Raw genomic sequence first — 26,312 nt, forward strand, 5'->3', positions numbered from 1 at the left:
AATCTCCTACTGGATGTTGACGTCGACACTGGCCGGCAGATCGATGCGCATCAGGGCGTCAACGGTCTTTGGCGTCGGGTCGAGAATGTCGATCAACCGCTTGTGGGTGCGCATCTCGAAATGCTCCCGCGAATCCTTGTACTTGTGCGGAGAGCGGATGACGCAATACACGTTCTTCTCGGTCGGCAGCGGCACCGGACCCACGACGCTGGCACCGGTACGGACGACGGTCTCGACGATCTTGCGCGCCGAAGCATCAATAGCCTCATGGTCGTAGGCCTTCAGCCTGATGCGGATCTTCTGTCCCGCCACGCTTGTCCTACCTCACTCCCATGTTCCTGGGGCCCATTTCTGCGCCCGTTGCCCCCAGCGCGCCGATCGGCCCGGCCCATCTGGACCGATCTGGCGTCGCGCCGGATACCCCGCCGCTGTTTACCTGTCGTGGTCCACCGGCCCCGCGCTCGGGCGTGTCACCCGCATACAGCCTTGCCCGCGGCCAGTTGGGTCGCTCGCCAAGGATGGGACCGGACGCGCCCGTATGGGCGCTGGTCGTATGCCCGGCCAGGCGAAAACCCGGCGCAAGACAACCTGAACAGTATGCCCTAGATCACCGCCTCGACCAAATCTCGGTAGGGTTCAGAACAGCTCCCCGATGTCGCCGCGGTGACCCGACCGCGGCCCGGTGAGGGGTGCCGTCGTCATCGGACGAACTCGGCAGCGCGGTGGGCCAGCATCACGATCGTGGCGTGCGGACCGCGGCTGGTGATCGTGGGCAACACGGACCCGTCGATCACCCACAGGTTCTCGATGCCGCGCACCCGGCATCGCCCATCGACGACGGCGTTGCGGTCATCGTCGGTGCCCATCGGGGCGGAACCACACAGGTGCTGCGACGTCGACCAGGCCGGTTCCCCGAGTCCGGTTGCCGAACCAACCAACTCGCGGGCCAATTCGGTGCCCCGGCGCAGCGCGGCGATATCGTCGGGCTCACTGTCGTACCGATGCTCGATGCGGGGCGCCATTCGCGGATCGGCCGATACCAATGTGAGGCGCCCGCGCGCACGTGGCCGCATGAGCGCAATCCCGACGTGTGGCCAGTCGGGGTGCCCCGGGCTGATGCCTCCGGTCATCGCCACGAAACCGCCTGTATAAGGTCGGATCTCAATATCATCGAAGGTATTGAGCACCACTTCCAGCACCGGCCGGCCGGCAGCCACGTTCCAGGTGGTGGGCAGCACCCATTCGGGATGGTCGCTGCAGCACATCCCCACCGGTAGCGGCGCCACCACTGCCACCCCCGCCGCCCGCAGCATCGCCTGATCACCGATGCCGGAAAGCATCAACAGCTGCGCTGACTGAATCGCCCCGGCACACAACACTATTCGGTCAGCGGTCAACAGCATTTCCCCCTCGGGGCCGATGGCGTCGACACCCACCGCGGCGGTGCCGGAGAGGCGCACGCGCAGCGCTTGCGTCCGGTCCAGCACAGTCAGGTTGGCCCGGTTCAGCGCGGGCATCAGGAAGGCGGACCCCGGGCCGGTCCGAACACCGTCGACGATGTTGAGCGGGACCGCACCCACTCCCACGGCCGGCGGGTGTCCAACGTCATTGAGGTCGGCAATCCAGGCAAACCCGGCACGCTGGGCGGCTGCAATGAAACGTTCTGTGGGGCCGGTCATTTCGTGTGTCCGCCGAACCGGAATGGGCCCAGCGGTGCCGTGGGCGGGACCCGCGAAATCCAGGTCGGTTTCGATTGCCCGAAAGTGTTCGACAACATCGGACCAGGCCCAGCCGGGGATGGAGTAGCCATCGAAATCGCGCGGCAGGCCGCGACAGAAGTACCCGCCGTTGATGGCGCCCGAACCGCCGACCGTCGCTCCGCGCACGATCGACAGCCGGCGGACCGGCCGATCGGTCAGCTGGGTCCGATAACGCCGCACCAACGGGCTGCCGGCCCCGATCGGCAGCCGCAACCCGTCGGCGGTCTGGGCCAGCAGCCCCGGATCGGCCAGTCCCGGGCCGGCCTCGAGCACGGTCACCACACGATCAGGATCCGCCGAAAGACGCTCGGCAACAACTGATCCAGCGCTTCCCGCGCCGACGATCAGCACATCGCTGTGCCGGGCGGCCGGCGTCAATCGTTACGTCCGAATCTGCGGTTTGAGCGCGCCGACGTTGCGTTCGCGCAGCACCCCGTACCACAGGCCGATCCCGTAGGCCAAGTCATCGACGCGTTTGAGCAGCAGAAAGGTCAGCAATCCGATGGGTTCGGCGCCCCCGTCGGTGGCGTCCCGGCGGCCCAGCCAGTCCACCACGCCGTCGACGATCGCGGCAATCACCACCACCCGTCGACAATGGCGGGACACCATGGCCGCGACCAATGCCACCGGCCAGTAGTGCCGGCACAGGGCCGATGCCAACTGCAGCGCCGCCGACCACAGGCCGCGGGTGACGACCACGCACACGTCCCACAGCGACGTCTCAGCACCGCGCATGGCCTTGGCGATCCGGCGACCCGTCAACAAGGCGAACACGACCGACGCCAGCCGGCCAATGCCGGTTCCAAAGGACACCAGGACCCACGCCATCAACGCCCCGCCGGAGATTACCAACGGCGCGATCTTGTCGGGGTGGCGCACAGCCAGTGGGGCCGCCGAGCCCCCGTAATACGCTTTGCGCGCGACCCAATCGCGCAGTTCGGTCCGATGATCGTGCGCGACCAGCGCAACCGGCTCGTAGCGCAGCCGGGCGCCGGCTTCGATGAGCCGCCAGCACAGGTCCACGTCCTCGCCGGAGTGCAGGGTCTCGTCGAATCCGCCGACCTCCCGCAGCGCAGCGCAGCGGCAGATGATCGCGGCGCTGGGAACGTAGGACACCGTGCTATGCGGCAACACCGGTGCTTCACGCTGGCCGAGGTCCAGTGACGAGCGCACCGCCTCGTAGCGTGCCACCACGTTCTCGTTCTGCGACAAGCCGATGATCCGGGGTGCCACCAGCGCGACGGTGGGATCACAGAAGTGGCCGAGCAGGGCCTCTAGCCACCCGCGCCGCGGTGCCACGTCGGAATCCAGGAAGGCCACAAAGTCGGTGGTGCAGGCCGCCAGCCCGCTGTTGCGGGCCGCCGCCGGCCCCTTGCTGCGCGGGTGGTGCAGCACCTCGATGTCACAGTGCGCGCCGGTGAAATCCGCCAGTTCGATTGGGCGCACCGAACCGTCGTCCACCACGATCACGCGTAGTCCGCGTAGCGAAGCCACCAACCGGCGGACGCCAGATACGTTGTCCCGGACCGGGATAACGACGGTGACATCGCGATGGGACGGACCACTGGCCGGCCGTGGATGCGCCACTGTGGCGTCCAGCAGGGTGCGGGCCAGCTGGGCGCTGACCTCGTCGCGCACCTTGAGGCGGCCGTCGCAGAGCATCTCCTGGGCAGCGGGCGCCAACCGCAGCAACCGGGTCGGTGAGCCCCCGAGCAAGGCCGAGCCGTCGCCGAGCACGCGCACGCGGCGGTCCACCTGCACGGCGAACCCGTTAGGCAGCCGGGCTTGTGTCATGGTCACGAGCGCCGCTCCTCCTCATCGCTTTCGCTCTGCATCGTCGCCGGCGCGGTCACGAGCGCCGCTCCTCCTCATCGCTTTCGCTCTGCATCGTCGCCGGCGCGGTCACGAGCGCCGCTCCTCCTCATCGCTTTCGCTCTGCATCGTCGCCGGCGCGGTCACGAGCGCCGCTCCTCCTCATCGCTTTCGCTCTGCATCGTCGCCGGCGCGGTCACGAGCGCCGCTCCTCCTCATCGCTTTCGCTCTGCATCGTCGCCGGCGCGGTCACGAGCGCCGCTCCTCCTCATCGCTTTCGCTCTGCATCGTCGCCGGCGGGTCACGAGCGCCGCTCCTCCTCATCGCTTTCGCTCTGCATCGTCGCCGGCGCGGTCACGAGCGCCGCTCCTCCTCATCGCTTTCGCTCTGCATCGTCGCCGGCGCGGTCACGAGCGCCGCTCCTCCTCATCGCTTTCGCTCTGCATCGTCGCCGGCGCGGTCATGTCAGCATCCCGTCGGGGTTTGGCGCCCATCGCACGACCCGACACACACAATCGTCGACCATCTCCGCAAAGATGCGCTTCCCCTCGGCCACGGTTGCGGCGGTCGGGTCGCCGAGCACCCCCAGCTCGCTGACCGCCGCGACACCCCCGCGGCGAATCGCCGGCAACAACTCGGTCAGCGGCGCTTGGTTACCGGCGCGCCACCGGCCGGTGCGCACCTGGGCCGGCGAAATATGCAGCAACAGCGATGTTTCGGTGTGTCCGGCATGAGCGTCACCACCCTCGGAGCTGCACGGGCACCATCCAGCGTCGCGACCTTCGGCTCGCAGCAAACTCACCGCACGATGCAAGGCGGCGACGTTGCCGCCGTGGCCGTTGACGAAAACCAGCCGCCGGGCCCAGCTGGCGGCCGATCGGCCATACTCCACCAAAAGCAGGGTCAGCGCTTCGGTGCCGATGGAGATCGTTCCGGCGAAACCCTGGTGCTCACCACTGGCGCCATAGGCGATGGCCGGTGCCAGCAACCAGTCGACGCGTGCGGCGACCGCGCTGGCGACCGCTGTCGCGATCCGGGTGTCGGTATCCAGCGGCAGATGGGGACCGTGTTGTTCGGTGGACCCCAGCGGGATCACGATTGACGGCGAGGTGGCTGTCGACAGTTGCCCCGAGGTCGCAGTCGCCAGTTCGCCGAGTACGGGCAGCACTTGCCGATGGTAGGACGAATTCACCTGGCGTGCACCAATTGTTGCCCTACCTATTGAAATTTTTTCCATTCTGACAATGGAGGGGCCGGGAACTCTGCTCTTCTGCCACGACCGCCACGCGCGTATCAAGCGTTGCCGAGGGCGGGCACACCCAATTCCCGGGTGAAGCCCGCGGGGACCAGGATGTCGTCGGGACACAGGTCGCGCACGGATGAACGTCCCAGACCCATCAGCGCCGAGTCCATGCCACCGCGCAGGATGTCAAGGACATTCTCGACGCCGGATTGTCCGGCCGCGGCCAGGCCCCACAGGTAGGCGCGGCCGATCATCACCGCACGCGCGCCCAGCGCCACCGCCTTGACGACGTCGCCGCCCCGCCGGATGCCGCCGTCCAACAACACCTCGATCTGGTCGCCGACCGCCGCCGCCACGGCGGGCAGGGCCCGGATCGATGCGGGTGTGCCGTCCAGATTGTTGCCGCCGTGGTTGGACACCGAGATCGCCGAAACACCAGCATCCACCGCTCTTTTGGCGTCGTCGACCCGCATGACACCCTTGAGCATGAACGGTCCGCCCCACAACCGGCGCAGCCAGGCGATGTCTTCCCAGGTCGGCGGTGCGGTGCCCAGCCACTCGCGGTAGGCGGCAAAGAACCGTGGGCCGCGCTCGCCGCGGCGGCCCAGGTTGGGCACCCGCAAGCTGGGCGGCCGCCGCGTCCTGGCGAACTTCCACAGCCATCTCGGGCGGGCGATCGCCTCCGGAGACATCCGCACCATGGTCTTCAGGCTCATCTCTTCGGGGATCTTGGGGCTGCCCCAGTCGCGTCCGTGCGCGAACGTCCAGTCGGTGGTGACGATCAACCCGACCGCGCCGGCCTGCCGGGCTCGCTCCACGCGCTCGGCGATGGCGTCACGCCCGCCGAGCCAGTAGATCTGGAAGAAGGTCTTGGGGTTGGCGGCGATGACTTCCTCGATCGGCTTGCTGGCAAACGAAGACAACCCCATCGCCGTGCCGCGGGCGGCCGCGGCCCGGGCGACGGCTACCTCACCATCGGGGTCGACCGCCTGGACACCGGTCGGCGAAATGATTACCGGCAGCGAAATATCTTGTCCCATCACGGTGGTCGACAAATCACGCTTTTCGGTCGCACCGACGACATGCGGGGCGAAGCCGAGTTCGCTGAACGCTGCGACATTGTCGGCGACCGTGATTCCCTGCTCACTCGCCGCGATCAGGGACGAGTAAACCGATTTTGGCAGCCGACGTTTCGCGCGTCGCTGGGCGATGGCCACCGTTTCGAACCAGGCTTCGGCCATGGCTACACCGGACTTTCGTCGCAGCGGCGCGCGGGGGGTCGCCTGGACAGGGTCAGGGGCACCGGTGCCCGGATGCCGGTGCCCCGGGAGTGATCGACACGGGCCCGCGGGGTGTCCCGCTTCCGCGCCAGCGCCGGTGCGCCGTGGCCTTGCACGCATTCGGGATCCGGCCCGGCGGTCGGCAGGCCGGTGAAGAATTTCGCCGCCATGCAACCGCCCCGGCAGCCGTCGTAATGCCCGCAGCCAGCGCAGGCCCCGGCCGACTGCGGCGCGCGCAGTTCCTGAAACAACGGCGCGTTCTTCCAGATGTTGTCAAACCCGCCGTCGGACAACACATTTCCCGCCAGGAAACGCTCATGGATGGCGAACGGACAGGCGTATACGTCGCCGACCGGGTCGATGAGGCACACCACCCGGCCGGCCCCGCACATGTTGAGGCCGGCCAGCGCGCCGGCGGAGCCCAGCGGCGAGAGATGGAAGAACGAATCGCCGGTCAGCACTCGCTCACCCTTGGCGACCAGCCAGTCATACAGCTGCACCTGCTGGGCGGCGGTGGGGTGCAGATCGTCCCAGACGTCCGCACCCCGCCCGGACGGCCGCAGCCGGGTGATCCGCAGGGTTGCCCCGAAACGGCTTGCCAGGGTTGCGAAATCGTCGAGCTGGTCGACGTTGTGCCGGGTGACCACGACGGAGACCTTGGCGCCTCCACCAGGCTTGCCAAATCCCGCCGCTGCCAGGTTCTGCAGCGCATCAACCGCCATCGCGAACGACCCCGGGCCGCGAACGGCGTCGTTGACCTCGGCGGTGGCGCCGTCGAGTGAGACCTGCACATCCACGTAGTCGCTGGCCGCCAACCTCGCGGCCACCTCGGGGGTGATCCGGACGCCGTTGGTGGAGAACTTCACCCCGACGCGGTGCGCGGTGGCGTAATCCACCAGCTCCCAGAAGTCCGGGCGCACCGTGGGCTCGCCACCGCCGATGTTGACGTAGAACACCTGCATGCGTTCCAACTCGTCGATGATGTCCTTGCACTGACGAGTGGACAGCTCGCGGGGGTCGCGCCTGCCCGAGGACGACAGGCAGTGCACACACGCCAGGTTGCAGGCGTAGGTCAGCTCCCAGGTCAGGCAGATGGGCGCGTCCAGTCCGTGCTCGAACTGCTCGATCAGCGTCGATGTCATCGGACCTCCTGCGGCACCAGCATGTCGGAGCGGGCCAGTACACCCAGCGCATGCAGGTACGGGCCCTGGTCGGGGTCGGCGACCCCAGCGGCCCGGCAGGCGGACCGGGCATCGGGATGGTCGGCCAGCGTCCGCACCACCGTCAGCATCCTGCGGTTTTTCAGAAACGACAGCCGACGCGTGCCGAAGTGATAGAGCAGCGCACCAAACGGCTCCGGCCGGATCGCCACCTGGGGGTGCAACCGCCAGCCGCGCAGCGGGTCGAACACGCCGATCAGTAGACCCCGCACATGCCGTCGATGGACACCTCTTCAACCAGCGTCTCGGCGACGAGCTCGGTGCCAGGATCGGTCTCGTGGTCCATGGGAATTCGCCTCTCGGTCAGGACTCGACAACAACGAGTTGCTCCGGTCACAATCGTCGCCAGAATATGGCATCGAGTGCCGAAATGGAAGGGTGGGGTCTTATGCTGCACGAGTCCCGGGTGGGCCGGCGCCGCTCGACGACACCGCAGCACATCACCGATGTTGCCCTCGACCTGTTCGCCGCCCGGGGTTTCGCCGTCGTCAGCGTCGACGACGTCGCCCGGGCCGCCGGCATCTCCCGCCGGACCCTGTTCCGCTACTACCCCTCCAAGAACGCCATACCCTGGGGTGACTTCGACACCCACCTCGGCCGCCTGCGCAACCTGCTCGACCATGTCGACCCGGGGGTTCGGTTGGGCGCGGCGCTGCGCGCGGCGCTGTTGGCCTTCAACACCTTCGACGAATCCGAGACCGTCCGGCACCGCCGGCGCATGCGGGTCATCCTGCAAACCCCCGAACTGCAGGCCTACTCGATGACCATGTACGCCGGCTGGCGGGGGGTGATCGCGCAGTTCGTAGCCCGCCGGCTGGGACTCAAGACGACCGACCTGCTGCCCCAGACGGTCGCCTGGACGATGCTCGGGGTCGCGCTGTCGGCCTACGAACACTGGCTGGCCGACGGATCCGGTGCGCTGCCCGAGGCGCTCGGGAAAGCGTTCGACGTGGTCGGCGCCGGACTGGACCGGCTGGGCCGATGACCACCGGGCACCTGCTGCAGGACCTGCGCTCACAGGGCAGGTTCTGCACCTCCGCCGGCTCGCCGATGTACGGCGAGCTGTGTGAGCTGGTGGCCGGCGACGTCGAATCCGGCGGCGTCTTCGCGACGATTCTGTCCGGCCACGACCAAGCCCCAGCACGTCAAGCGGTGCCACTGAGACTGCTCGGCGGGCTGCACCGGTTGGTGCTCGACGGCCGGGCACCCGCTTTGCGCCGCTGGTATCCCAGCACCGGCGGTAGCTGGCAGTCCGCGACCGCCTGGCCCGACATCGTGCGCACCGCGTCCGGCCATGCCGACTGGCTGCGTGCGGCGCTCGAGCAACCACCACAGACCAACGAGGTGGGCCGATCCGCCGCGCTGATCGGCGCCTTGCTGCGCATCAACCACGGATTCGATTTGCCGATACGGCTTTTCGAGATCGGTGCGAGCGCCGGGCTGAACCTGCGGGCCGATCGGTACCACTACCGTCACGCCGGCGGGCAGTGGGGACCGGCCGACTCGCCGGTGGCGATCGACGACGCGTGGCGCGGCAAGCTGCCGCCGAATGATGCGGTGCGCGTCATCGAGCGGCACGGGTATGACATTGCGCCCGTCGACGTCACCGGCGCCGACGGGGAAATGACGGTGTTGAGCTACGTCTGGCCCGACCAGGCCGCCCGGATGAGCCGGCTGCGCGGTGCCATCGCCGTGGCCCGGACCGTCCCGGCGCGGCTGGAGCGGCAGACGGCGGCCAGCGCGGTCGCGGGCCTGAAGCTAGCCGGGGGCGCGCTGACCGTGCTGTGGCATTCGATCACCTGGCAATACCTGTCCGCCGACGAACAGGCCACGGTGGGCGCGGCCATCGACACGCTGGCCGCCCAGGCCGATGCCCACTGGCCGTTCGCGCACCTCAGCCTGGAGCCCGCGCGGGATCGGCCCAGTGCTGGGCTCAAGTTCCTGGTGCGCGCTACCAGCTGGCCGGGCGGCGAGACGAGGATCTTGGGCGAATGCCATCCGCACGGTCCGCCAGTGAACTGGCACTAGATTTTTTGCACTTCCGCCGTCGGAGTTTGGCCCGCAACCGCGGCGATAACGGTTGGGAGCGCCAAACCGGACTCCCTCCTCGTCGACCTCGATGTCCTCAATCACCGTCCGCTTATCGACACCAACAGCCCACGCCATAACCTGACATTGCGCACGTCGTTGATGGCTCCTTTGGTTCCTGACCCTTGACAAGCCAGAAACCTTAAGCGACAACGACGTGCGCCTACCCAGGCCAAGAACCGACCCACGGAATGGTCAGAAGAGCCATAATTCCGGGGAATAACCTGCCCCAAGTTGGTATACGTGCTTGCACGTCTGCCGCACCGCTACTCAACGCTGTTCGTGCGGTGAGCGAGCCAGCTGGTTGCTCGTTTAGAAGCTCTCCGATACCGTTCGGGAACGGTCGCGAGGCGGGTAGCGATCAGCTGCGGGTCAACAAGGTCAGCGGTGATCAATGCGTCGACGAAATTCTGGTCCTTCTCTCGGAGGGCGCACAGTTTCGCGACACACAGATCTTCCTTGTCGAGGCACCATCCGATGAACCGAGGTTCTCCCGATGGGGCGGCTGTGTTCTCGTTTTGGACTTTGACCAGTCGATCGCGCCATCCGTCGGGGAGAGGTCTGCAGGTCCACGCCGTCGATACTGAAGCCGTGAAGTTGCGCGAACTGGGAGAACTCGCCTGCGGCTCCTTCGATTTCGTCTGCGATACGGGCGATTTCGCCGGTGTCGTCGGCGATCGGTAGAACGTCGATTTCCACCGACCTGGTGGCGTAGAAGGGCAGCTCATCTTCGGTGTACGTGCCGAGGATCGCTTGGGAGCCGACGATGATCACTTCGGTCAGGCCAGCGATTTGGCAGGCCGCCCGGATAGCGTGCTCGAGCTGGTCGCGCCGCATCAGCGCACCGTGCGCAAAACGCGGAGGCGCTCCTCCTCGGGGAGCAGTCCACCCATCGGTGAGACTTCGCGCATCTCGATGCAATCCCGGCCGAGGCCAGTGAGGACGCGATGAAGGCCTCCTACGTCGCCGTGTTTCACTAGCGATTCCCAGCGGTCGAGGTTTCTCAAGTGAGGCTGACCGGTCACGCCGGACCGCAATCGTCGCAGGTTGCGCTCGATCGTTGGTCGCCATTGTGTGAGGGTCGAACGCGTCAGGTGTCTGGCCAGCTCGCGGTGCAGCTTCCACGAGCGGCGTTCTGAACGTGTCAGGTCGGGAGTGACTGGTTGGCGGGTGATTTCGAGTCGGTAGCCCATGCAGGACAGCAGCCGGTCGAGCTGCTCATCGCTGAGTTCAACCTTGTCGGAGAGGAACTGGCTGATGCTCGGCTGGTGTACACCGCTGAGCCGAGACAGCTCGGACTGGGTGGTGCCTGTTTCGTGCATCACCGTCCGCAGTACGTCACTCCGATCGCTCATAACTAACTATAGCACTATATGCTATAGGTGAGTGGCCCTCGCGGCACCAGAAGCCCTAGCCGCGGCGGCTTCGGATTTGGCGAGTATCGGTTCGGCGATCAGCATGGCCGCCGCGGCCGCGGCGGCACCCACGACGGGGCTGCTGGCCGCGGGCGCCGATGAGGTGTCGGCGGCCATCGCGGCGCTGTTCGGGGCGCACGGTCAGGCCTATCAGGCCCTCACCGCGCAGGCGGCGGGGTTAGTCCAGCATTTCCGAAATGGGCGTGCCGGCGGCGATCTTGGCGCGTGTCTTCATGACCTTGCCGGGCAACCCGCCGCCGACCACGCCGACCAGCACACCGTCGCGCTCGTAATAGGCTAGGAACTTGCGGCCGTCGTCCTCGATGAGATGGACGATATCGGTGGCGTGCGGCTCACCCAGGCACTGGATCTTGACGTCATACTGGTCACTCCAGAAGTACGGCACGACCACGTTCGACGGCACGTCGGCCCCTAGCATCGCGGGCACCACCACGCGGGCCTGATCGGCGACGTTGCTCCAATGTTCCACACGCGCTTGGTGCCCCATCCGATCGCGCCAGGAGGCGACGTCACCGACCGCCCACACGTTGGGAGCGCTGGTGCGTCCGGCTTCGTCGCAGATCACACCGTTGTCGACCTGCACGCTGCTACCCTGCAGCCAGTCGGTCGCCGGGTGTGACCCGATACCCACGACCACCAGATCGGCCCGCAGTTCCGAGCCGTCCGTCAACACCACCGTGTCGACGTGTCCGTTGCCGCGCACCTCGGCGACCCCGACACCGGTGCGCACGTCGACGCCCTCCGCGCAATGCAGCCGCGTCACCAGCGCGCCGATCTGCTCGCCGAGCACCGCGGCCAGGGGCGTCGGCTGCGGCTCGACCAGCACCACGTCCACACCCAGGCCGCGCAGGCTGGCCGCCACCTCGCAACCGATGAAGCCGGCACCGATGACCACGGCGTGAGTGGCGGCCGACGCGTGGGCGCGCAACGCCATGCTCTCGTCGAACGACCGCAGCACCCGAATGCCGTCGAGATCTGGGAACGTCGGAATGCGCTTGGGCACCAAACCGGTAGCGATGACGAGCTCGTCGTAGCCGAGCACGGATCCATCGGCCAGCGTCACAGTCTGGGCGGCGGTGTCCAGGCCGGTGGCCGCCGAACCCAGGCGCAGGGTGATGTCGTTCTCGTCGTACCACTCGCGGGGTTTGAGGGCGACGTCGTCGACCTCGCTGCGCAGCACTTCCTTGGACAGCGGCGGCCGATCGTAGGGCAGATGCACCTCGTCGCTGACGATGGTGAGACGACCCGCATAGCCCGCCCGACGCAGCTGCTCGGCGGTCCGAGCCGCGCCCAACCCACCGCCGACGATCACGATGCCCTTGGTTACCCCTGCGCTGGTCACGTGCAGTTCATACCCGATCGCGGGTCAATACTTCAAGGCGCCCTTGTCGACCGGGATCTGCGTGCCCGACAACGTACCCGAGCCATCCCCGGCCAGCCACACGACGACATCAGACACCTCATCTGGCATCATAAATCCCTTGGGCTGCAACGGCATTGGCGGAAAGCTGTGCACGAAACTGGGATGTTTGGCGAACGTCTGCATCATCGCCTCCGGCTCGATCATCGGGGAGTCGACCGAATAGGGGTGAATCGAGTTGACCCGGATGCCGTATTCGCCCAGCTCGAGCGCCAACGTGTTGGTCAGCGCCGTCAGTCCATGCTTGCTGGCCGCGTAATGGCCATTGCCCGGGGTGGCCTTCAGACCCGCCGACGAGCTGACCACCACGATGGAGCCCCCGTTGCCGGCCTCGATCATCGCGGGCACCGTCGCGCGCAGGGTGCGCCAGGTGCCGGTCAGGTTCACCCCGATGACCGTGTCCCACTGCTCGTCGGTGAGCTCCCAGAGCCGGCCCCAGCCCAGCACCCCGGCGTTGGCCACCACGATGTCCAGACGGCCGAACTGCTCGACACCGTCGGCCACCAGCTGTCGCAGCGCCGCGTCGTCGCGGATGTCCACCTCGCGTGCCAGCACCTTGCGGCCCTCGACCTCCACCGCGCGGACGGTCTCGCGCAGATCCTCTGGGGTGGCCGGCGGATACCTGACACTGGGCGACACCGGCGCGCAGATGTCCGAAACGATGACGTCGGCGCCTTCGCGGGCTAACCGCACCGCATGCGACCGTCCCTGGGCGCGGGCGGCGCCGGTAACAAATGCCACCCGCCCCTGTAGTGACCCGGTGTGCTCGGCCACGCACCGCCCTTTCCGCCGCATGCCAGGCTAGCAACCAAACTGTAACGTGTTCTAACTCAGTTCTCACTCGGCCTCGGGTCGGCTCAGATTTCGGCGATGATCTGGGCTCGCCGGGCGGTGTACTCCTCATCGTTCACCACACCACTGGCTCGCAGCGACTCCAGCTCCTGCAGCCGCTCGGCGATCGAGGCCTGGGCGGCCGGGGCCGGGGCGGCCACTGAAGGCGTCTGCTGCGCGGCGGCCCGGCGTACCACCGCCTGGATCTGCTGGCGCAAGGCCGGATTCGATCGGATGTCAACCATCCGGTTGAGCGGAATGCCGTTCGCCTTGAGGATCTGCAGGATCTCCATCAGCGGTTCGGCCTGCCCGCTCAAGTCGTAGGTCTTGTTGTCTTCGGCCACGGTGAACTGCGCGGGCACCAGCCCGTTGACCAAAGCGCTGCGCTCCCAGTCGATGAGGTACTGCTTCGTGGCGGGATTCACCAGCACCACCAGTTTTCGCGCCGTGAGGTTGCCCAACCGGGTCACGCTGGCGATCACCCGGTCTTCACCGTCGAACGGCACGATCCCGGGTCCGGCGATGTGCAGGTGCACCCTCACCACCGGCTGCTCGTTGATCCGGGTCCCCGTCTCGCTGAGGCCGGTGATCTGCGCGAGCGCCAACACCCCGCTGCGCTCCAGCTCGGCGGTCTTGGCGGCCGTCTTCGCGCCCCAGTTGGTCAACGCCAGCGCGACAAGCACGTCCGCGGCCGTGATGATCAGACCCACATAGAACATCCACGACAACAAGCTGCCCAGCCCGAGGGCGAAGTAGACGATCAAAAAGATCGGCCCGACCAGGCCGCCGCACAACAGCACCAACAACTGCATCTTCAGGTAGCGCGCCAACACGTGCCTGCTCCTTGCCTTGCCGGAAAGTTCCTGTCAGGGTAGCGCCCACGCCGGGCACTCGCGCGAGCAGACGCAAAAGCCCCCGAAAACCAACGGTTTTGGGGGCTTTTGCGTCTGCTCGCGCCGTGGGCTACTTGATGATCTTGGTGACCCGGCCGGCGCCGACGGTGCGGCCACCCTCGCGGATCGCAAATCGCAGACCCTCGTCCATGGCGACGGGCTGGATCAGCTTCACCGAGATGTTGGTGTTGTCGCCGGGCATCACCATCTCGGTGCCTTCCGGCAGCGTCACCACACCGGTCACGTCGGTGGTGCGGAAGTAGAACTGCGGACGATAGTTGGTGAAGAACGGGGTGTGCCGGCCACCCTCGTCCTTGGACAGGATGTAGACCTGACCCTCGAACTCGGTGTGCGGCGTGGTGGTCCCGGGTTTGGTCACGACCTGGCCGCGCTCGACATCCTCACGCTTGACGCCACGCAGCAGCAACCCGACGTTGTCGCCGGCTTGGCCCTGGTCGAGCAGCTTGCGGAACATCTCGACGCCGGTAACCGTGGTCTTGGTGGTCGACGGGCGGATGCCGACGATCTCGACTTCCTCGTTGACGTTGATCACGCCGCGCTCCACGCGCCCGGTGACCACGGTGCCGCGCCCGGTGATGGTGAAGACGTCCTCGACGGGCATCAGGAACGGCTTGTCGGTGTCGCGAACGGGGTCGGGAATCGACTCGTCAACCGCTTGCAGCAGCTCCTCGACCGAGGCAACCCACTTGGGATCGCCCTCGAGGGCCTTGAGCGCCGAGACCCGAACGACGGGAGCGTCCTCGTCGAATTCCTGGGCCGCCAACAGCTCACGGACCTCCATCTCGACGAGTTCCAGCAGCTCCTCGTCGTCAACGGCGTCAGCCTTGTTCAACGCAACGAGGATGTAGGGCACGCCCACCTGACGGGCCAGCAGCACATGCTCGCGGGTCTGCGGCATCGGGCCGTCGGTGGCCGCGACCACCAGGATCGCGCCGTCCATCTGGGCGGCGCCGGTGATCATGTTCTTGATGTAGTCGGCGTGACCAGGAGCGTCGACATGCGCGTAGTGACGCTTCTCGGTCTGGTATTCCACGTGCGCGATGTTGATCGTGATGCCGCGCTGACGCTCCTCGGGCGCGTTGTCGATCTGATCGAACGCCTTGGTCTCGTTCAAATCCGGAAACTTGTCGTGCAGGACCTTGGTGATGGCCGCGGTCAGTGTGGTCTTGCCGTGGTCAACGTGACCGATGGTCCCGATGTTGACGTGGGGCTTGGTCCGCTGGAACTTCGCCTTGGCCACTTCTATGTCCTCCTGGACTTGTTGGTGCTTACTGGAATTGTTGGTGCTGGACGGGCAGGGTTGAGGTCTTCAGTTGTGCCGCACGTGGTAACCGGGTCAGCTTACTCGCTCACTCGTCGTCACCTCGCGGTGCCGGATTGCTCGGCTCCGCACTGGCGAGCTTCGCGAACTCGTCGTCACCTCGGGGCGCTCACTGGCCCGTCGCCTTCGCGATGATCTCCTTCGACACGTTCGCCGGCACTTCGGCATACGAATCGAACACCATCGAGTAGTTCGCCCGGCCCTGAGTCTTGGAACGCAGGTCGCCGACGTAGCCGAACATCTCCGACAGCGGCACGTGTGCCTTGACGACGCGCGAACCGCCCCGCTCCTCCATGGCCTGGATCTGACCACGGCGAGAGTTCAGGTCACCGATCACATCGCCCATGTAGTTCTCCGGCGTTGTGACCTCGACAGCCATGATGGGTTCCAAGATCACCGGCTGCGCCTGTGCCGCAGCCTTTTTCAGCGCCTGTGAACCGGCAACCTTGAACGCCATCTCCGACGAGTCGACCTCGTGGAAAGCGCCGTCGATCAGCGTAACCTTCAGATTCACCAACGGGTAGCCGGCCAGCACACCGTACTGCATGGCGTCTTGGGCGCCGGCGTCCACCGACGGAATGAACTCGCGCGGGATGCGCCCGCCGGTGATCTTGCTTTCAAACTCGTAGGTGGCACCGTCTTCGCCGGTGAACGGCTCGACGTTGATGATCACCTTCGCGAACTGGCCCGAGCCGCCGGTCTGCTTCTTGTGGGTGTATTCGACGTTTTCCACCTTGCGGCGGATGGTCTCCTTGTACGCCACCTGCGGCTTACCGACGTTGGCCTCGACCTTGAATTCCCGGCGCATCCGGTCCACCAGGATGTCCAGGTGCAGCTCGCCCATGCCGCCGATGACGGTCTGGCCGGTCTCGGAATCCAGATGCACCTTGAAGGTCGGGTCCTCCTCGGCGAGCTTCTGGATCGATAGCGAGAGCTTCTCCTGGTCGCTCTTGGTCCTGGGCTCGATGGCCACCTCGATCACCGGGTCGGGGAAGGTCATCGACTCCAACACGATCTGCTGGTTGGGGTCGCTCAACGTGTCACCGGTGGTGGTGTCTTTGAGACCGATCACCGCGTAGATATGCCCAGCCGACGCGGTGTCCACCGGGTTTTCCTTGTTGGAGTGCATCTGAAACAGCTTGCCCAGGCGCTCCTTTTTGCCCTTGGTGGCGTTGATGACCTGGGCACCGGAGTCGATCTTGCCCGAGTACACCCGGATGTAGGTCAGCTTGCCGAAGAACGGATGGGTGGCGATCTTGAACGCCAGCGCCGCGAAGGGCTCATCGGTGGTGGCGTTGCGCACCACCTCCTCGTCCTCCTTGCCGGGGGCGTGCCCGATCGCCGGCGGAACATCCAGTGGCGACGGCAGATAGTCCACCACGGCGTCGAGCATCGGCTGCACACCCTTGTTCTTGAACGCGCTGCCGCACAACACCGGGTAGATCTCGGAGGCGATGGTCAGTTTGCGGATCGCGCCCTTGATCTCGTCGACGGTGAGTTCCTCGCCGCCCAGATACTTCTCCAGCAGGTGCTCGTCGGACTCGGCGACGATCTCCAGCAACTTGGTGCGATACTCCTCGGCCTGCTCGGCCAGATCACCGGGTATTTCTACGGTGTCGTAGGTCTCGCCCAGCTTCGTTTCACCGCGCCACACCTTGGCGTTCATCTCGACGAGGTCGATGACGCCTTCGAAATCGGCCTCGGCGCCAACGGGCAGCTGGATCGGCACGGCCTTGGCCCCGAGCCGCTCCTCCATGGTGCGCACCGAGAAGTAGAAGTCGGCGCCGATCTTGTCCATCTTGTTGACAAAGCAGATGCGCGGGACGTCGTATTTGTCGGCTTGCCGCCATACCTGCTCGGACTGGGGCTCGACGCCTTCCTTGCCGTCAAACACCGCAACCGCGCCATCCAGCACGCGCAGGTTGCGCTCCACCTCGACGGTGAAATCAACATGGCCAGGCGTGTCAATGATGTTGAGTTGGTTGTCTTTCCAGAACGTCGTGGTGGCCGCGGAGGTGATGGTGATGCCGCGCTCCTGCTCCTGCTCCATCCAGTCCATGGTGGCGGCGCCGTCGTGGACCTCGCCGATCTTGTAGTTGATGCCGGTGTAGTACAAGATCCGTTCGGTCGTCGTGGTCTTGCCGGCATCGATGTGCGCCATGATGCCGAAGTTGCGGACCCTGCTCAGGTCGGTCAGCACGTCCTTCTGTGCCACAGAAGTCTTCCCACTCTTTCGGTTGCTCAGTTAATTCGCTGTCGGTTACGCCCGGCGGGAGCGCCAGCGGACCGTCACCAGCGATAGTGCGCAAAGGCGCGGTTCGCCTCGGCCATCTTGTGGGTGTCCTCACGCCGCTTAACGGAGGCCCCCAGGCCATTGCTGGCATCCAGGATCTCGTTTGCCAGTCGCTCGATCATCGTCTTCTCCCGACGTTGCCGCGAGTAGCCGACGAGCCAGCGCAACGCCAACGTGGTCGACCGGTCGGGGCGCACCTCGACGGGCACCTGGTAGGTCGCACCGCCCACCCGGCGGCTACGCACCTCCAGGGCCGGCTTGACGTTGTCGAGAGCGCGCTTGAGGGTGATGACGGGATCGGTGCCGGTCTTCTCGCGAGCGTGCTCGAGCGCCCCATAAACAATGCGTTCGGCCAGCGATTTCTTCCCCTTCAGCAAAACTTTGTTGACCAATTGGGTGACCAGCTGCGACCCGTAGACCGGATCGTTGACCAACGGTCGCTTGGGCGCGGGACCCTTGCGCGGCATCAGCTCTTCTCCTTCTTGGCGCCGTAACGGCTGCGAGCCTGCTTGCGGTTCTTCACGCCCTGGGTGTCAAGCGAACCGCGGATGATCTTGTACCGCACGCCGGGCAGGTCCTTGACCCGGCCGCCACGCACCAGCACCATCGAGTGCTCCTGCAGGTTGTGGCCCTCGCCGGGGATGTACGCCGTGACCTCAACCTGACTGGTCAGCTTCACGCGCGCAACCTTGCGAAGCGCCGAGTTCGGCTTCTTCGGGGTGGTGGTGTACACCCGGGTGCATACGCCACGGCGTTGCGGGCTGCCCTTGAGAGCCGCGGTCTTGACCTTGCCGATCTTGTCCCGACGACCCTTACGGACCAGCTGCTGAATGGTTGGCATCTACCGGCTTTCTATCTCGGGCTGTGCGCGTTGTGTATTCGGGTTTGCCGCCTGCGCCGCCGCGGACATGCTCCGTCTCATCCGTGGCAACGTGGACATGCGAATTGGCCCGGCTTCCACGCCCTCTGTCAGGCGCTGTCGGCCGCCAGGCACGAGCTACCACAATACCCGCCGCTGGACTGGCGGGTCAAAGCGGTGCCCGATGGCCCTCGGACCCGTTGGCTAGCCCAGCGGACGGTCGCAGTCCGCCATCAAGCCGGCTGATCGCCGTCGCGCGCGGTGCGCCGTTCCATGCCCGCGGCCAACCGCAGCACCATGTCGGTGAACACGGCATCGGTGTCGATGTCGTCCATGACACCGGTCATTTCGAGCAACACGAACCCGTGCAGTGCCGACCAGAATTCCAGCGCGGCGTAAAAGGCCTGCTCGCCGTCGAGGCCGTAGGACGACAACACCGAGATGACCGGTGCGGCTGCAGCTCGGGTCGCGGCGGTGTATTCGGGGTCATCACCGCCCAGAGGCATCCGGGTGAACGCCGAGTACCGACCGGGATGGTGGTGGGCATAGCTGCGGTAGGCGCCGGCCATGACCAACACCGCGTCATCGCGGGCGCGGCCCTCGCCGACCCTGTTCAGCATCGTGATGATGTCGTCGATCACCCGAATGCGCACCGCACGGCGCAGATCCTCGAGGCTGTCCACGTGGTTGTACAGCGACGGGCCCTTGGTCCCCAGTTGCGTCGCCAGCGCATTGATCGTCAGCGAGTCCCAACCCTCACGGTCCAGGAAGGTCAGCGCGCCATCGACGATGCTCTCGCGGCTCAGCTTGGCCGGGCGCGCCGCGGATTTCGCCCCGCGAACGCGGCCCCCGGCCGAGGATGGCTCCGGCTGAGCTGCCATGACGCGTGTGCCCTTCCCTGTGACGGTGGGTTATCGGTGGCCGTTGGGTTCGACTAATGACTCTAGTTGACTATGCTGCGGCCCAGCCGGCTTAGCCCGGACGGCGGCACACAGGCGGCGGCGCCATCGGATAACACGTTGTGGTCGGTCAAGGCTGTCGTCGCGCGGGCACTTGCCACTAGGCTCAGTCGAAGCTCCACGCGCAGCACACCCACCCAACGCAGGGGGCAGCCATGAAATGGACCACCGTCGCCGCGTCGCTGTGTTTGGTCACCTTCGCTGCCACCCCCTCACCGCCGGCCGCGCACGCCAAGAACGGCGACACCCACGTCGTCGGACAGGGCATCGTGCAGACGCTGGACTGCAACGATTCCACGCTGATCGTCAACGGCACCGAAAACATCGTCACCGCAAAGGGCACCTGCTGGGCGGTGACGGTGATGGGCTCGTCCAATACCGTGGTGGCCGACACCATCGTCAACGACATCACCGTCTATGGCTGGGACGAGACGGTGTTCTTTCACAATGGCGACCCGTTCATCTGGGACCGTGGCCGCGAACTGGGCATGGTGAACCGGTTGCAGCGAGTGGGCCCCTGAGGTGATTCGAGGAACCGTGCGCGCCCATGTCTTTGCCGACTCCTCACGGCCGGCCGCTCAGGCCCTGGCGCTGACCGTTGTCGCGGCCGCAGTTGGACTGGCCGGCTGCAGTTCGACCGCCAACCCGCCGGCGGCGAACACGACAAGCGCCACGGCGAAGACCACGACGACCAGCGGAACCGCGGCGCCGACGGCCGGCGGAACCACGACCGCTTCCATCGAAATCGGTGACACGCTCAACTACGGTTCACTGGGCACCACCGCAACCCTTGACTGCCAAGACGGCAAATCACTCAACGTGGCCGGCTCGGACAACACCCTGACGGTGACCGGCAGCTGCGCAACCGTGATCATCGGCGGCGCGAACAACAAGATCACCTTCGACAAGATCGACGAGCGCCTGACCGTGTTGGGGCTCAACAACACCATCAGCTACCAGGGCGGCGACCCGAAGATCGACAACATCGGCTCGGGCAACAGCATCACGAAAGGCTGACGCGGCTAATCAGGGGCGCCGTGCCGACCGGCGCCCGCGGCGAATCGCGCGGCCCCCTGCATGGCTTCGCCAGCGACGCGCGAAATGCTGGCGAACTCCACATCGAGCGCCGCGGACTCGGACAGGCCCCATTGGTGCAGGGCCGACAACCGATCCGATCGCAGGCACTGCTGCGGCAACGCGGCCAACTCAGCGGCCAACCGCTCGGCGGCTTGGCGGGCCTGGCCCTTGGGCACCACCCGGTTGGCCAACCCGATCGCCAACGCTTCATCGGCGCGCACGCCGCGGCCGGTGAGGATCATGTCCATGGCCCTACTGTGACCGATCAGCCGTGGCAGCCGCACGGTGCCGCCGTCAATCAGTGGTACCCCCCAGCGGCGGCAGAACACGCCGAACACGGCATCTTCTTCGGCCACCCGCAAGTCGCACCACAGCGCCAGCTCCAGCCCCCCGGCCACGGCGTAGCCGCTGACCGCGGCGATCACCGGTTTGGACAACACCATTCGCGACGGCCCCATCGGGCCGGGACCCGTGCGGTGCACTGCGTTGGCCGCCGGTGTGCCAAATGCCTTCAAATCGGCTCCGGCGCAGAAGGTTCCGCCCTCGCCCCACAACACGGCCACCGACGCGGTGTCGTCGCGATCGAACTGATCGAACGCGGTGTACAACGCGGCGGCCGTCGGGCCGTTCACCGCGTTGCGCGCCGCCGGCCGGTTGATGATCACGGTGGTCACCGGGCCGCTGCGTTCCACCCGCACCAGATCACTCATGTGTCGCCTCCTGAAGTTGGGTGCTGTCGCGCCGTTGCGCCAGTTCGGTGGCGAAGTCGTGGTAGGCGGCGCGCAGCCGCGCGCCAGGCCAGTCGGCCGGCAGCAGTTCGGCGGGCAGCATCGGGTCGTTGAGCAGGTGACGCACCATCGCCGCGGCCACCACGAACCGGCCGGGAATGTCGGGCGTCTGCGCCATCTCGTCGAGCAGCCGGTGGCCGGTGCTAGCCCATGCGGGCAGATCCCACAATTTCCCGGCCAGCGCGGCGGGTGCCTCGTCGCGCGCTTTCAGCACCCGCACCCGGGCCGCGACGTCGGGATCCAGCCGAAGGTCAAGGTTGTCGGGGCGCAGCCACACCCCTTCGCGCAGCTCACCGAAACGCTTGTGGTGCATGGTGGTTCGCAGCGCCGCGCGGGTGCGGGCGTCGGTGCCGACGCTGGTCACGATCAGCAAGTGCCAATCGCCGTGCCAGGCCCGGGTCCGTGGCCGCATGGCCTCGTCCTGCCGACGCTGACGGGCCAGCAACCGATCCGAAAGCCGGTAGCCGTCCGCGGACCGGATCAGGTCTCCGGCACCGACCATGCGGGTCAGCGCGACCCGCAGCGTCGTCTCTTTGATACCGAAATCATTTGTCAAACTGATCAATTCGCTCGCGGAGGCCCACGCGGGATGGGCGCCGAGCAGCACGCTGAGCACCACCGAGCGGGCTGTCATGGTCGGCACGGTTGACCCCTGGCTTACACCTGAGACGCCCGACGGCCGTAGTCGCCGAACGGCTCATCACGGTGGCGAACCGCCTCCCGGAAGCCGTGCTCCACAGCGTCGGCAACAAACGCGTGCCCCTCGGGTGTGTGCCGGGCGATCCCGTCGAACACCGTGCCGACCATCCTGCTGGTCACCACACCTTGTTGCAGCAGAGCGGAATTGAGCGCGAGCTTGATCATGATCAGCTGGTTGACCGGCAGCGCGGCGATCCGGGCCACCAGTCGCTCGGTGCGCTCGTCGAGGTCGTTGGGATCCGGCGCCTCGACGGCCAGGCCCCATTCGGCGGCCTGCGCGCCGGTGATGCAATCACCGGTGAACAGCAGGCGTTTGGCGCGCTGGTCGCCGAGTCGGTGCGCCCACAGACCCGCCGCCGGGACACCCCACACCCGCGTCGGTGGGTAGCCGATTTTCGCGTCGGCGGCGGCGATCACCTGATCGGCGTGCAATGCGATGTCGGTGCCGCCGGCCACGCAGTAGCCGTGGATCTTGACCACCGTCGGCTTGTCGGCATGCATCAGGCTGGAAAACCCGCGCACGAACCGGCTCATCATCTGGTAGTCGATCATCGGGTCCCACGGCTGATTCGGCAGGTGGTTGGCGGCCTGGGTGTCACCGTCCAGCACCGTGCCCCGGTAGGCGCCGGTACCGCCGGCCGAGGCGGTCCCGTCGGCGTAGGCCGACAGGTCGAAGCCCGCGCAGAAACCCTCGCCGCGCCCCGACACCAGGATGACGTGGACATTGGGGTCCAGATCGGCACGTTCCACCAGCGCCGACAGCTCCAGGGGAGTATCGGCAACGATCGCGTTGCCCTTCTCCGGGCGGTTGAAGGTGATCCGCGCAACCCGGCCGGTGACCTCGTAGGTCATCGTTTTCAGGTTGTCGAAGTCGACCGGCCTGATCGCGTGCGTCATCCCTTCACCAGGGCCCGTTCCAGGATGGGCGCCAGGTCCAATCCGGTCGGCATGGTGCCGAACGCGCGGCCCCACCGCCCGTCGAGCCGGGTCGCCAGGAACGCCTCGGCGACGGCGGGATGCCCATGGCGCACCAGCAGCGACCCCTGCAGCGCCAGGCAGATGTCCTCGGCGATCATGCGGGCGCGGTACTGGATGGTTTCCAGATCCTCAAGTTGCGGTCGCAACCGACCGACGTGCCCGTCCAGGCGGGCGTCGGAGCCCGTGCTCTTGCCCAGCTCGTCGAACAGCACGTCGACGCAGTCGGGGCGGGTTGCCATGGCGCGCAACGTGTCCAGCGCGCTGACGTTGCCCGAGCCTTCCCAGATGCCGTTCAGCGGCGCCTCACGGTAGAGCCGCGGCATGTTGGAGTCCTCGACATAGCCGTTGCCGCCCAGGCATTCCAGCGCCTCGGCCGCGTGCGGGGCAGCGCGCTTGCATACCCAGTACTTGCTGGCCGCCAGCCCGATCCGGCGCAGCAGCGCCTCACGCCCGTCGCCGCGCACCGCGGCGTCGGTGGCGCCGGCCATCCGCATCGCCACCATGGTGGCGGCCTCGGCCTCCACCGCCAGGTCGGCGAGCACATTGCGCATCAATGGCTGGTCAATCAGATAGGCGCCGAACGCTTTTCGGTGCTGGGCGTGGTGGATGGCCCAGGCCAGTCCCGCCTGCATCCCGGTGGCGCTGCCCAGCGTGCAATCCAGCCGGGTCATGTTGACCATTTCGATGATGGTGGGCACCCCGCGCCCCTCCTCGCCCACCAGCCACGCGATGGCGCCGTCGTATTCGACCTCGCTGGAGGCGTTGGCGTGGTTGCCGAGCTTGTCCTTCAGCCGCTGCAGGAACATCCGGTTGCGGCTCCCGTCGGGCAGCACCCGGGGCAGCATGAAGCAGGACAGGCCGCCGGGCGCCTGCGCGAGCACCAGGAAGATGTCACACATCGGCGCCGAGGTGAACCATTTGTGACCGGTCAGCGTGTAGCTGCCGTCGGCGTTGCGGGTCGCCGTGGTGGTGTTGGCCCGCACATCGGAACCGCCCTGTTTCTCGGTCATCGACATGCCCGCGGTGATGCCGGCCTTGGTGGTGGGCACCGTCAGCTCGGGGTCGTAGTGCCGGCTGGTCAGCAGCGGCTCATACGTGCTGGCCAGTTCGGGGTTATGCCGCAGCGCCGGCACCACGGCGTAGGTCGCCGAGACGGGGCACATGTGGCCCGGTTCGACGGCCCACCACGTGCACGTCTTGGCGGCACGCACCACGTGCGCACCCGGCCGAGGATCCGCCCAGGGCGCCGCGTGCAGACCGTGCTCGATCGCGGTACGCATCAACTCGTGGTAGGCCGGGTCATACTCCACTTCGTCAATGCGGTGGCCGTAGCGGTCGTGGGTGTGCAGGATTGGCCGGTTGCGGTCGGCAAGCTCGCTCCAACGGTGGGCCTGCCGTGAGCCGGCGATGGCGCCGAGCGCGGTGAACTCGTCGAGGCCCCACTGCCCGCCCTCGCGAATCAGGGCTTCGATGAGCACCGGCGACGACGCGGGGTTGTAGTTCTGCAGGGGTGGAACCTGGTTGGTGACGGCATGGGTATCAGGCATGACACCCATGTTACATTTTTTCAACAACCGCACAAGAGATGTAATATCCGCGTCGTGGGGCCGTCTCAGGCGGGGTGCGCGGCGAAGAATTCCCACAACATCTCGGTGGCCGCCGACGGCCACTGATGGCCGACATCGTCGAAGGCGACGAGCACGACGCTGCGGCGGTCCGCGCAGCTCGCGATCGACGTCGTAACACCGCCGGAGACCGTGACGTTGGGGGCGTCGCACCGGTCGACAGTGCGCCAGAACGCATTGAGCTGCTCGACGGGGGGACCATTGATGCGGGCAATGCCCACCCCGGGCCCGCCGGTGTAGCGGACCAGGGGATCCCCGGTGCCATGAAGGTGCATAACCGACACCGGGTGCGGGGACGGGCACGGGTCAAGCTGTGTCCCCGCAACGGGACCGATCGCCGCGAAAAGGTTGGTGTGGCACACCAGCGTGTAGGACATGATGGCGCCGTTGCTCATGCCGGTGGCGTAAACCCTGGCCGGGTCGATGCGAACGTTGCGGGCGATGTCGGCCACCGCCGCTTGAATGAACGCGACATCGTCGACACCGTCGCGTGCGGGCCGGCCGCAGCAGCCCCCTCCGTTGACGTTCCAGGCCCGATAGAGACCGTCCGGATAGGCCACGAGGAACTTCGCCGAATCCGCCAATTCATCCCAGTCATACGACCTTTCGGCCTGCCTGGCGCTGCCGAACCCGCCGTGCAGCATGACCACCAGCGGAGCCAACGGGGGCAATTGCGCGGGCTTGAACAGCCGGTAGGCGCGCTCGACTCCACCGACCTGGATGGTGTGCAAGCTGGTGCCATTCCCGAAGCCCTCCGGCGGCGCAGCTCCCCTGTGTGCACAGCCCGCGAGCACCAGCACGACGCCCAGCAGCGCGACGAGCCGGTAACGCATGAATCAACCGTAGGCACACACGCCGGCTTTCACGAGCCTTGAACGGCCGTGAAATCAGTCGTTGACCTTGTCCCGCAAAAACGCGATGTCATCCTTGCGGCCCTGGTCGGCGGTTTCACAGATGACCGGCGCGCCCGCCGCGGTGACCACCGCCACCAGCAGCTCCGGATCGATCTGGCCGGCGCCCAGGTTGGCGTGGCGGTCGCGACCCGAGCCCGCTTCGTCCCGGGAGTCGTTGCAGTGGACCAAGTCGATGCGATCGGTGATGGCTTTGATGCGGTCCACGGCGTCCACCAGCGCCTCACCCGCCGCCCAGGCGTGACAGGTATCCAGGCAAAAGCCGATACCGGTGTCGCCGATCACATCCCACAGCCGTGCGATGGTGTCGAAACGGCGGGCCATCGCGTGGTCACCGCCCGCGGTGTTTTCCAGGTACACCGGAACCTCGGTGTGCAGCTGGTCCAGCGCCTTACGCCAGCGCTGAAACCCCTCGGCAACATCGTCGTCGTCGGCGACGTGGCCACCGTGCACGATCACCGCCGCGGCACCGATATCGGCCGCCGCGTCACAGGTCTGCTGCAGCATCTTGCGCGACGGAATCCGCACCCGATTGTTCGCCGACGCGAGGTTGATCAGGTATGGCGCATGCACGTAGATCGGCAACGCCGCTGCCTTGAGCGCGGCCGCATCCTCGCGCGGTTTGGGCGCCCGCCAGCTCTGCGGATTGCCCAGGAAAATCTGCACCGCGTCAGCACCTTCGGCCGCCGCTGCGGCGAGTGGATCCTGTGGGCTGACATGCGAACCGATGAGCACCAGGACAGTGTAGTGGGGCCCGCCGTGATGATGTGCGCTCGTTGCGTTGGGGCACCCGCGAGC

General features: G+C 66.7%; 28 protein-coding genes and 2 pseudogenes. 5 read left to right on the forward strand and 25 right to left on the reverse strand.

The genetic code is table 11. The annotated features are described in order from the left end of the window. Positions 1–6: 6 nt before the first annotated feature. From rpsJ to mftA, 9 genes and pseudogenes are all read right to left on the reverse strand, one after another. Positions 7–312 (reverse strand): 30S ribosomal protein S10, encoded by a 306-nt coding sequence (gene rpsJ, locus G6N20_RS13565; RefSeq protein WP_003873519.1) that lies wholly within the window; start codon positions 310–312, stop codon positions 7–9. Between the two features lie 386 nt (positions 313–698). Beyond that, positions 699–2,138, reverse strand: coding sequence for a mycofactocin dehydrogenase MftG (gene mftG, locus G6N20_RS13570; RefSeq protein WP_083045938.1), 1,440 nt, complete (start codon positions 2,136–2,138; stop codon positions 699–701). Positions 2,139–2,141: 3 nt separating this feature from the next. Continuing rightward, positions 2,142–3,554, reverse strand: a complete 1,413-nt coding sequence (gene mftF, locus G6N20_RS13575) for a mycofactocin biosynthesis glycosyltransferase MftF (protein ID WP_083045939.1) — start codon at positions 3,552–3,554, stop codon at positions 2,142–2,144. Positions 3,555–3,956: 402 nt separating this feature from the next. Beyond that, positions 3,957–4,036, reverse strand: a pseudogene (locus tag G6N20_RS22260) (hypothetical protein); the annotation flags it as partial. After that, positions 4,033–4,764 (reverse strand): mycofactocin biosynthesis peptidyl-dipeptidase MftE, encoded by a 732-nt coding sequence (gene mftE, locus G6N20_RS13580; protein ID WP_083045940.1) that lies wholly within the window; start codon positions 4,762–4,764, stop codon positions 4,033–4,035. The gene mftE and the pseudogene G6N20_RS22260, both read right to left, overlap by 4 nt. A gap of 101 nt (positions 4,765–4,865) precedes the next feature. Beyond that, entirely contained in the window at positions 4,866–6,056 is a 1,191-nt protein-coding gene (mftD, locus tag G6N20_RS13585; RefSeq protein WP_083045941.1) for a pre-mycofactocin synthase MftD, read from the reverse strand. 2 nt (positions 6,057–6,058) lie between these two features. Continuing rightward, on the reverse strand, positions 6,059–7,237 hold the full coding sequence (gene mftC / locus G6N20_RS13590) for a mycofactocin radical SAM maturase (RefSeq protein ID WP_083045942.1): 1,179 nt from the start codon (positions 7,235–7,237) through the stop codon (positions 6,059–6,061). After that, the gene (gene mftB, locus G6N20_RS13595; RefSeq protein WP_083045943.1) at positions 7,234–7,527 is read right to left on the reverse strand and encodes a mycofactocin biosynthesis chaperone MftB; all 294 of its coding nucleotides are present in this window, start codon (positions 7,525–7,527) and stop codon (positions 7,234–7,236) included. Before mftB ends, mftC begins: the two co-directional genes overlap by 4 nt. Then, entirely contained in the window at positions 7,512–7,601 is a 90-nt protein-coding gene (gene mftA / locus G6N20_RS13600; RefSeq protein WP_083045944.1) for a mycofactocin precursor MftA, read from the reverse strand. The genes mftB and mftA overlap by 16 nt, the downstream gene beginning before the upstream one ends. A 102-nt stretch (positions 7,602–7,703) precedes the next feature. Between mftA and mftR the strand changes: the two genes are divergently transcribed. Together mftR and G6N20_RS13610 are read left to right on the forward strand one after the other, a co-directional pair. Beyond that, positions 7,704–8,300, forward strand: a complete 597-nt coding sequence (gene mftR / locus G6N20_RS13605) for a mycofactocin system transcriptional regulator (RefSeq protein WP_083045945.1) — start codon at positions 7,704–7,706, stop codon at positions 8,298–8,300. Next, positions 8,297–9,343: a DUF2332 domain-containing protein gene (locus G6N20_RS13610; protein ID WP_083045946.1), complete on the forward strand. Its 1,047-nt coding sequence runs from the start codon at positions 8,297–8,299 to the stop codon at positions 9,341–9,343. The genes mftR and G6N20_RS13610 overlap by 4 nt, the downstream gene beginning before the upstream one ends. A gap of 326 nt (positions 9,344–9,669) precedes the next feature. Here G6N20_RS13610 and G6N20_RS13615 read toward each other — a convergent pair whose 3' ends face one another. Both G6N20_RS13615 and G6N20_RS13620 read right to left on the reverse strand, forming a co-directional pair. Further along, the gene (locus G6N20_RS13615) at positions 9,670–10,131 is read right to left on the reverse strand and encodes a DUF6036 family nucleotidyltransferase (RefSeq protein WP_324615391.1); all 462 of its coding nucleotides are present in this window, start codon (positions 10,129–10,131) and stop codon (positions 9,670–9,672) included. Between the two features lie 108 nt (positions 10,132–10,239). Further along, positions 10,240–10,725, reverse strand: coding sequence for a helix-turn-helix domain-containing protein (locus tag G6N20_RS13620; protein WP_083045981.1), 486 nt, complete (start codon positions 10,723–10,725; stop codon positions 10,240–10,242). Between the two features lie 64 nt (positions 10,726–10,789). On the opposite strand from G6N20_RS13620, the pseudogene G6N20_RS13625 reads away from it, so the two are divergent. Further along, positions 10,790–10,994: pseudogene (locus G6N20_RS13625) on the forward strand (PE family protein); the annotation flags it as partial. 2 nt (positions 10,995–10,996) lie between these two features. Here the strand turns inward: G6N20_RS13625 and G6N20_RS13630 are convergent. From G6N20_RS13630 to G6N20_RS13665, 8 genes are all read right to left on the reverse strand, one after another. After that, positions 10,997–12,187: an NAD(P)/FAD-dependent oxidoreductase gene (locus G6N20_RS13630; RefSeq protein ID WP_142271820.1), complete on the reverse strand. Its 1,191-nt coding sequence runs from the start codon at positions 12,185–12,187 to the stop codon at positions 10,997–10,999. 18 nt (positions 12,188–12,205) lie between these two features. Further along, positions 12,206–13,054, reverse strand: a complete 849-nt coding sequence (locus tag G6N20_RS13635) for a mycofactocin-coupled SDR family oxidoreductase (RefSeq protein WP_276004240.1) — start codon at positions 13,052–13,054, stop codon at positions 12,206–12,208. A 62-nt stretch (positions 13,055–13,116) separates the two neighbouring features. Beyond that, on the reverse strand, positions 13,117–13,923 hold the full coding sequence (locus G6N20_RS13640; RefSeq protein ID WP_083045949.1) for an SHOCT domain-containing protein: 807 nt from the start codon (positions 13,921–13,923) through the stop codon (positions 13,117–13,119). Between the two features lie 130 nt (positions 13,924–14,053). Beyond that, a complete protein-coding gene (tuf, locus tag G6N20_RS13645) occupies positions 14,054–15,244 on the reverse strand; it encodes an elongation factor Tu (RefSeq protein WP_083045950.1) in 1,191 nt (396 codons plus the stop codon). A gap of 190 nt (positions 15,245–15,434) precedes the next feature. Next, entirely contained in the window at positions 15,435–17,540 is a 2,106-nt protein-coding gene (gene fusA / locus G6N20_RS13650) for an elongation factor G (protein WP_083045951.1), read from the reverse strand. A gap of 74 nt (positions 17,541–17,614) precedes the next feature. Beyond that, positions 17,615–18,085, reverse strand: coding sequence for a 30S ribosomal protein S7 (rpsG, locus tag G6N20_RS13655; RefSeq protein WP_083045952.1), 471 nt, complete (start codon positions 18,083–18,085; stop codon positions 17,615–17,617). Further along, positions 18,085–18,459 (reverse strand): 30S ribosomal protein S12, encoded by a 375-nt coding sequence (gene rpsL / locus G6N20_RS13660; RefSeq protein WP_003879423.1) that lies wholly within the window; start codon positions 18,457–18,459, stop codon positions 18,085–18,087. Before rpsL ends, rpsG begins: the two co-directional genes overlap by 1 nt. Positions 18,460–18,710: 251 nt before the next feature. Next, complete coding sequence (locus G6N20_RS13665) at positions 18,711–19,358, reverse strand: TetR/AcrR family transcriptional regulator (RefSeq protein ID WP_083045953.1); 648 nt, start codon at positions 19,356–19,358, stop codon at positions 18,711–18,713. A 233-nt stretch (positions 19,359–19,591) separates the two neighbouring features. Between G6N20_RS13665 and G6N20_RS13670 the strand changes: the two genes are divergently transcribed. Continuing rightward, positions 19,592–19,957, forward strand: a complete 366-nt coding sequence (locus G6N20_RS13670; RefSeq protein WP_083045954.1) for a DUF3060 domain-containing protein — start codon at positions 19,592–19,594, stop codon at positions 19,955–19,957. 16 nt (positions 19,958–19,973) lie between these two features. After that, complete coding sequence (locus G6N20_RS13675; protein WP_083045982.1) at positions 19,974–20,453, forward strand: DUF3060 domain-containing protein; 480 nt, start codon at positions 19,974–19,976, stop codon at positions 20,451–20,453. 5 nt (positions 20,454–20,458) lie between these two features. On the opposite strand, the gene G6N20_RS13680 is transcribed toward G6N20_RS13675, so the two are convergent. From G6N20_RS13680 to G6N20_RS13705, 6 genes are all read right to left on the reverse strand, one after another. Further along, positions 20,459–21,223: a crotonase/enoyl-CoA hydratase family protein gene (locus G6N20_RS13680; RefSeq protein WP_083045955.1), complete on the reverse strand. Its 765-nt coding sequence runs from the start codon at positions 21,221–21,223 to the stop codon at positions 20,459–20,461. Then, positions 21,216–21,944, reverse strand: coding sequence for a PaaX family transcriptional regulator C-terminal domain-containing protein (locus G6N20_RS13685; protein WP_083045956.1), 729 nt, complete (start codon positions 21,942–21,944; stop codon positions 21,216–21,218). Before G6N20_RS13685 ends, G6N20_RS13680 begins: the two co-directional genes overlap by 8 nt. Positions 21,945–21,958: 14 nt before the next feature. After that, positions 21,959–22,897 carry a crotonase/enoyl-CoA hydratase family protein gene (locus G6N20_RS13690; protein WP_083045957.1) on the reverse strand — a complete coding sequence of 313 codons (939 nt, stop codon included), beginning with the start codon at positions 22,895–22,897 and terminating at the stop codon, positions 21,959–21,961. Next, the gene (locus G6N20_RS13695) at positions 22,894–24,525 is read right to left on the reverse strand and encodes an acyl-CoA dehydrogenase family protein (protein WP_083045983.1); all 1,632 of its coding nucleotides are present in this window, start codon (positions 24,523–24,525) and stop codon (positions 22,894–22,896) included. The genes G6N20_RS13690 and G6N20_RS13695 overlap by 4 nt, the downstream gene beginning before the upstream one ends. A 65-nt stretch (positions 24,526–24,590) precedes the next feature. Beyond that, positions 24,591–25,436, reverse strand: a complete 846-nt coding sequence (locus tag G6N20_RS13700; RefSeq protein WP_083045958.1) for an alpha/beta hydrolase family esterase — start codon at positions 25,434–25,436, stop codon at positions 24,591–24,593. Between the two features lie 54 nt (positions 25,437–25,490). Further along, complete coding sequence (locus G6N20_RS13705; protein ID WP_083045959.1) at positions 25,491–26,249, reverse strand: deoxyribonuclease IV; 759 nt, start codon at positions 26,247–26,249, stop codon at positions 25,491–25,493. Between the last annotated feature and the right edge of the window lie 63 nt (positions 26,250–26,312).

This window comes from Mycobacterium shinjukuense (genome assembly GCF_010730055.1).
GTDB classification, from domain to species: Bacteria; Actinomycetota; Actinomycetes; order Mycobacteriales; family Mycobacteriaceae; genus Mycobacterium; species Mycobacterium shinjukuense.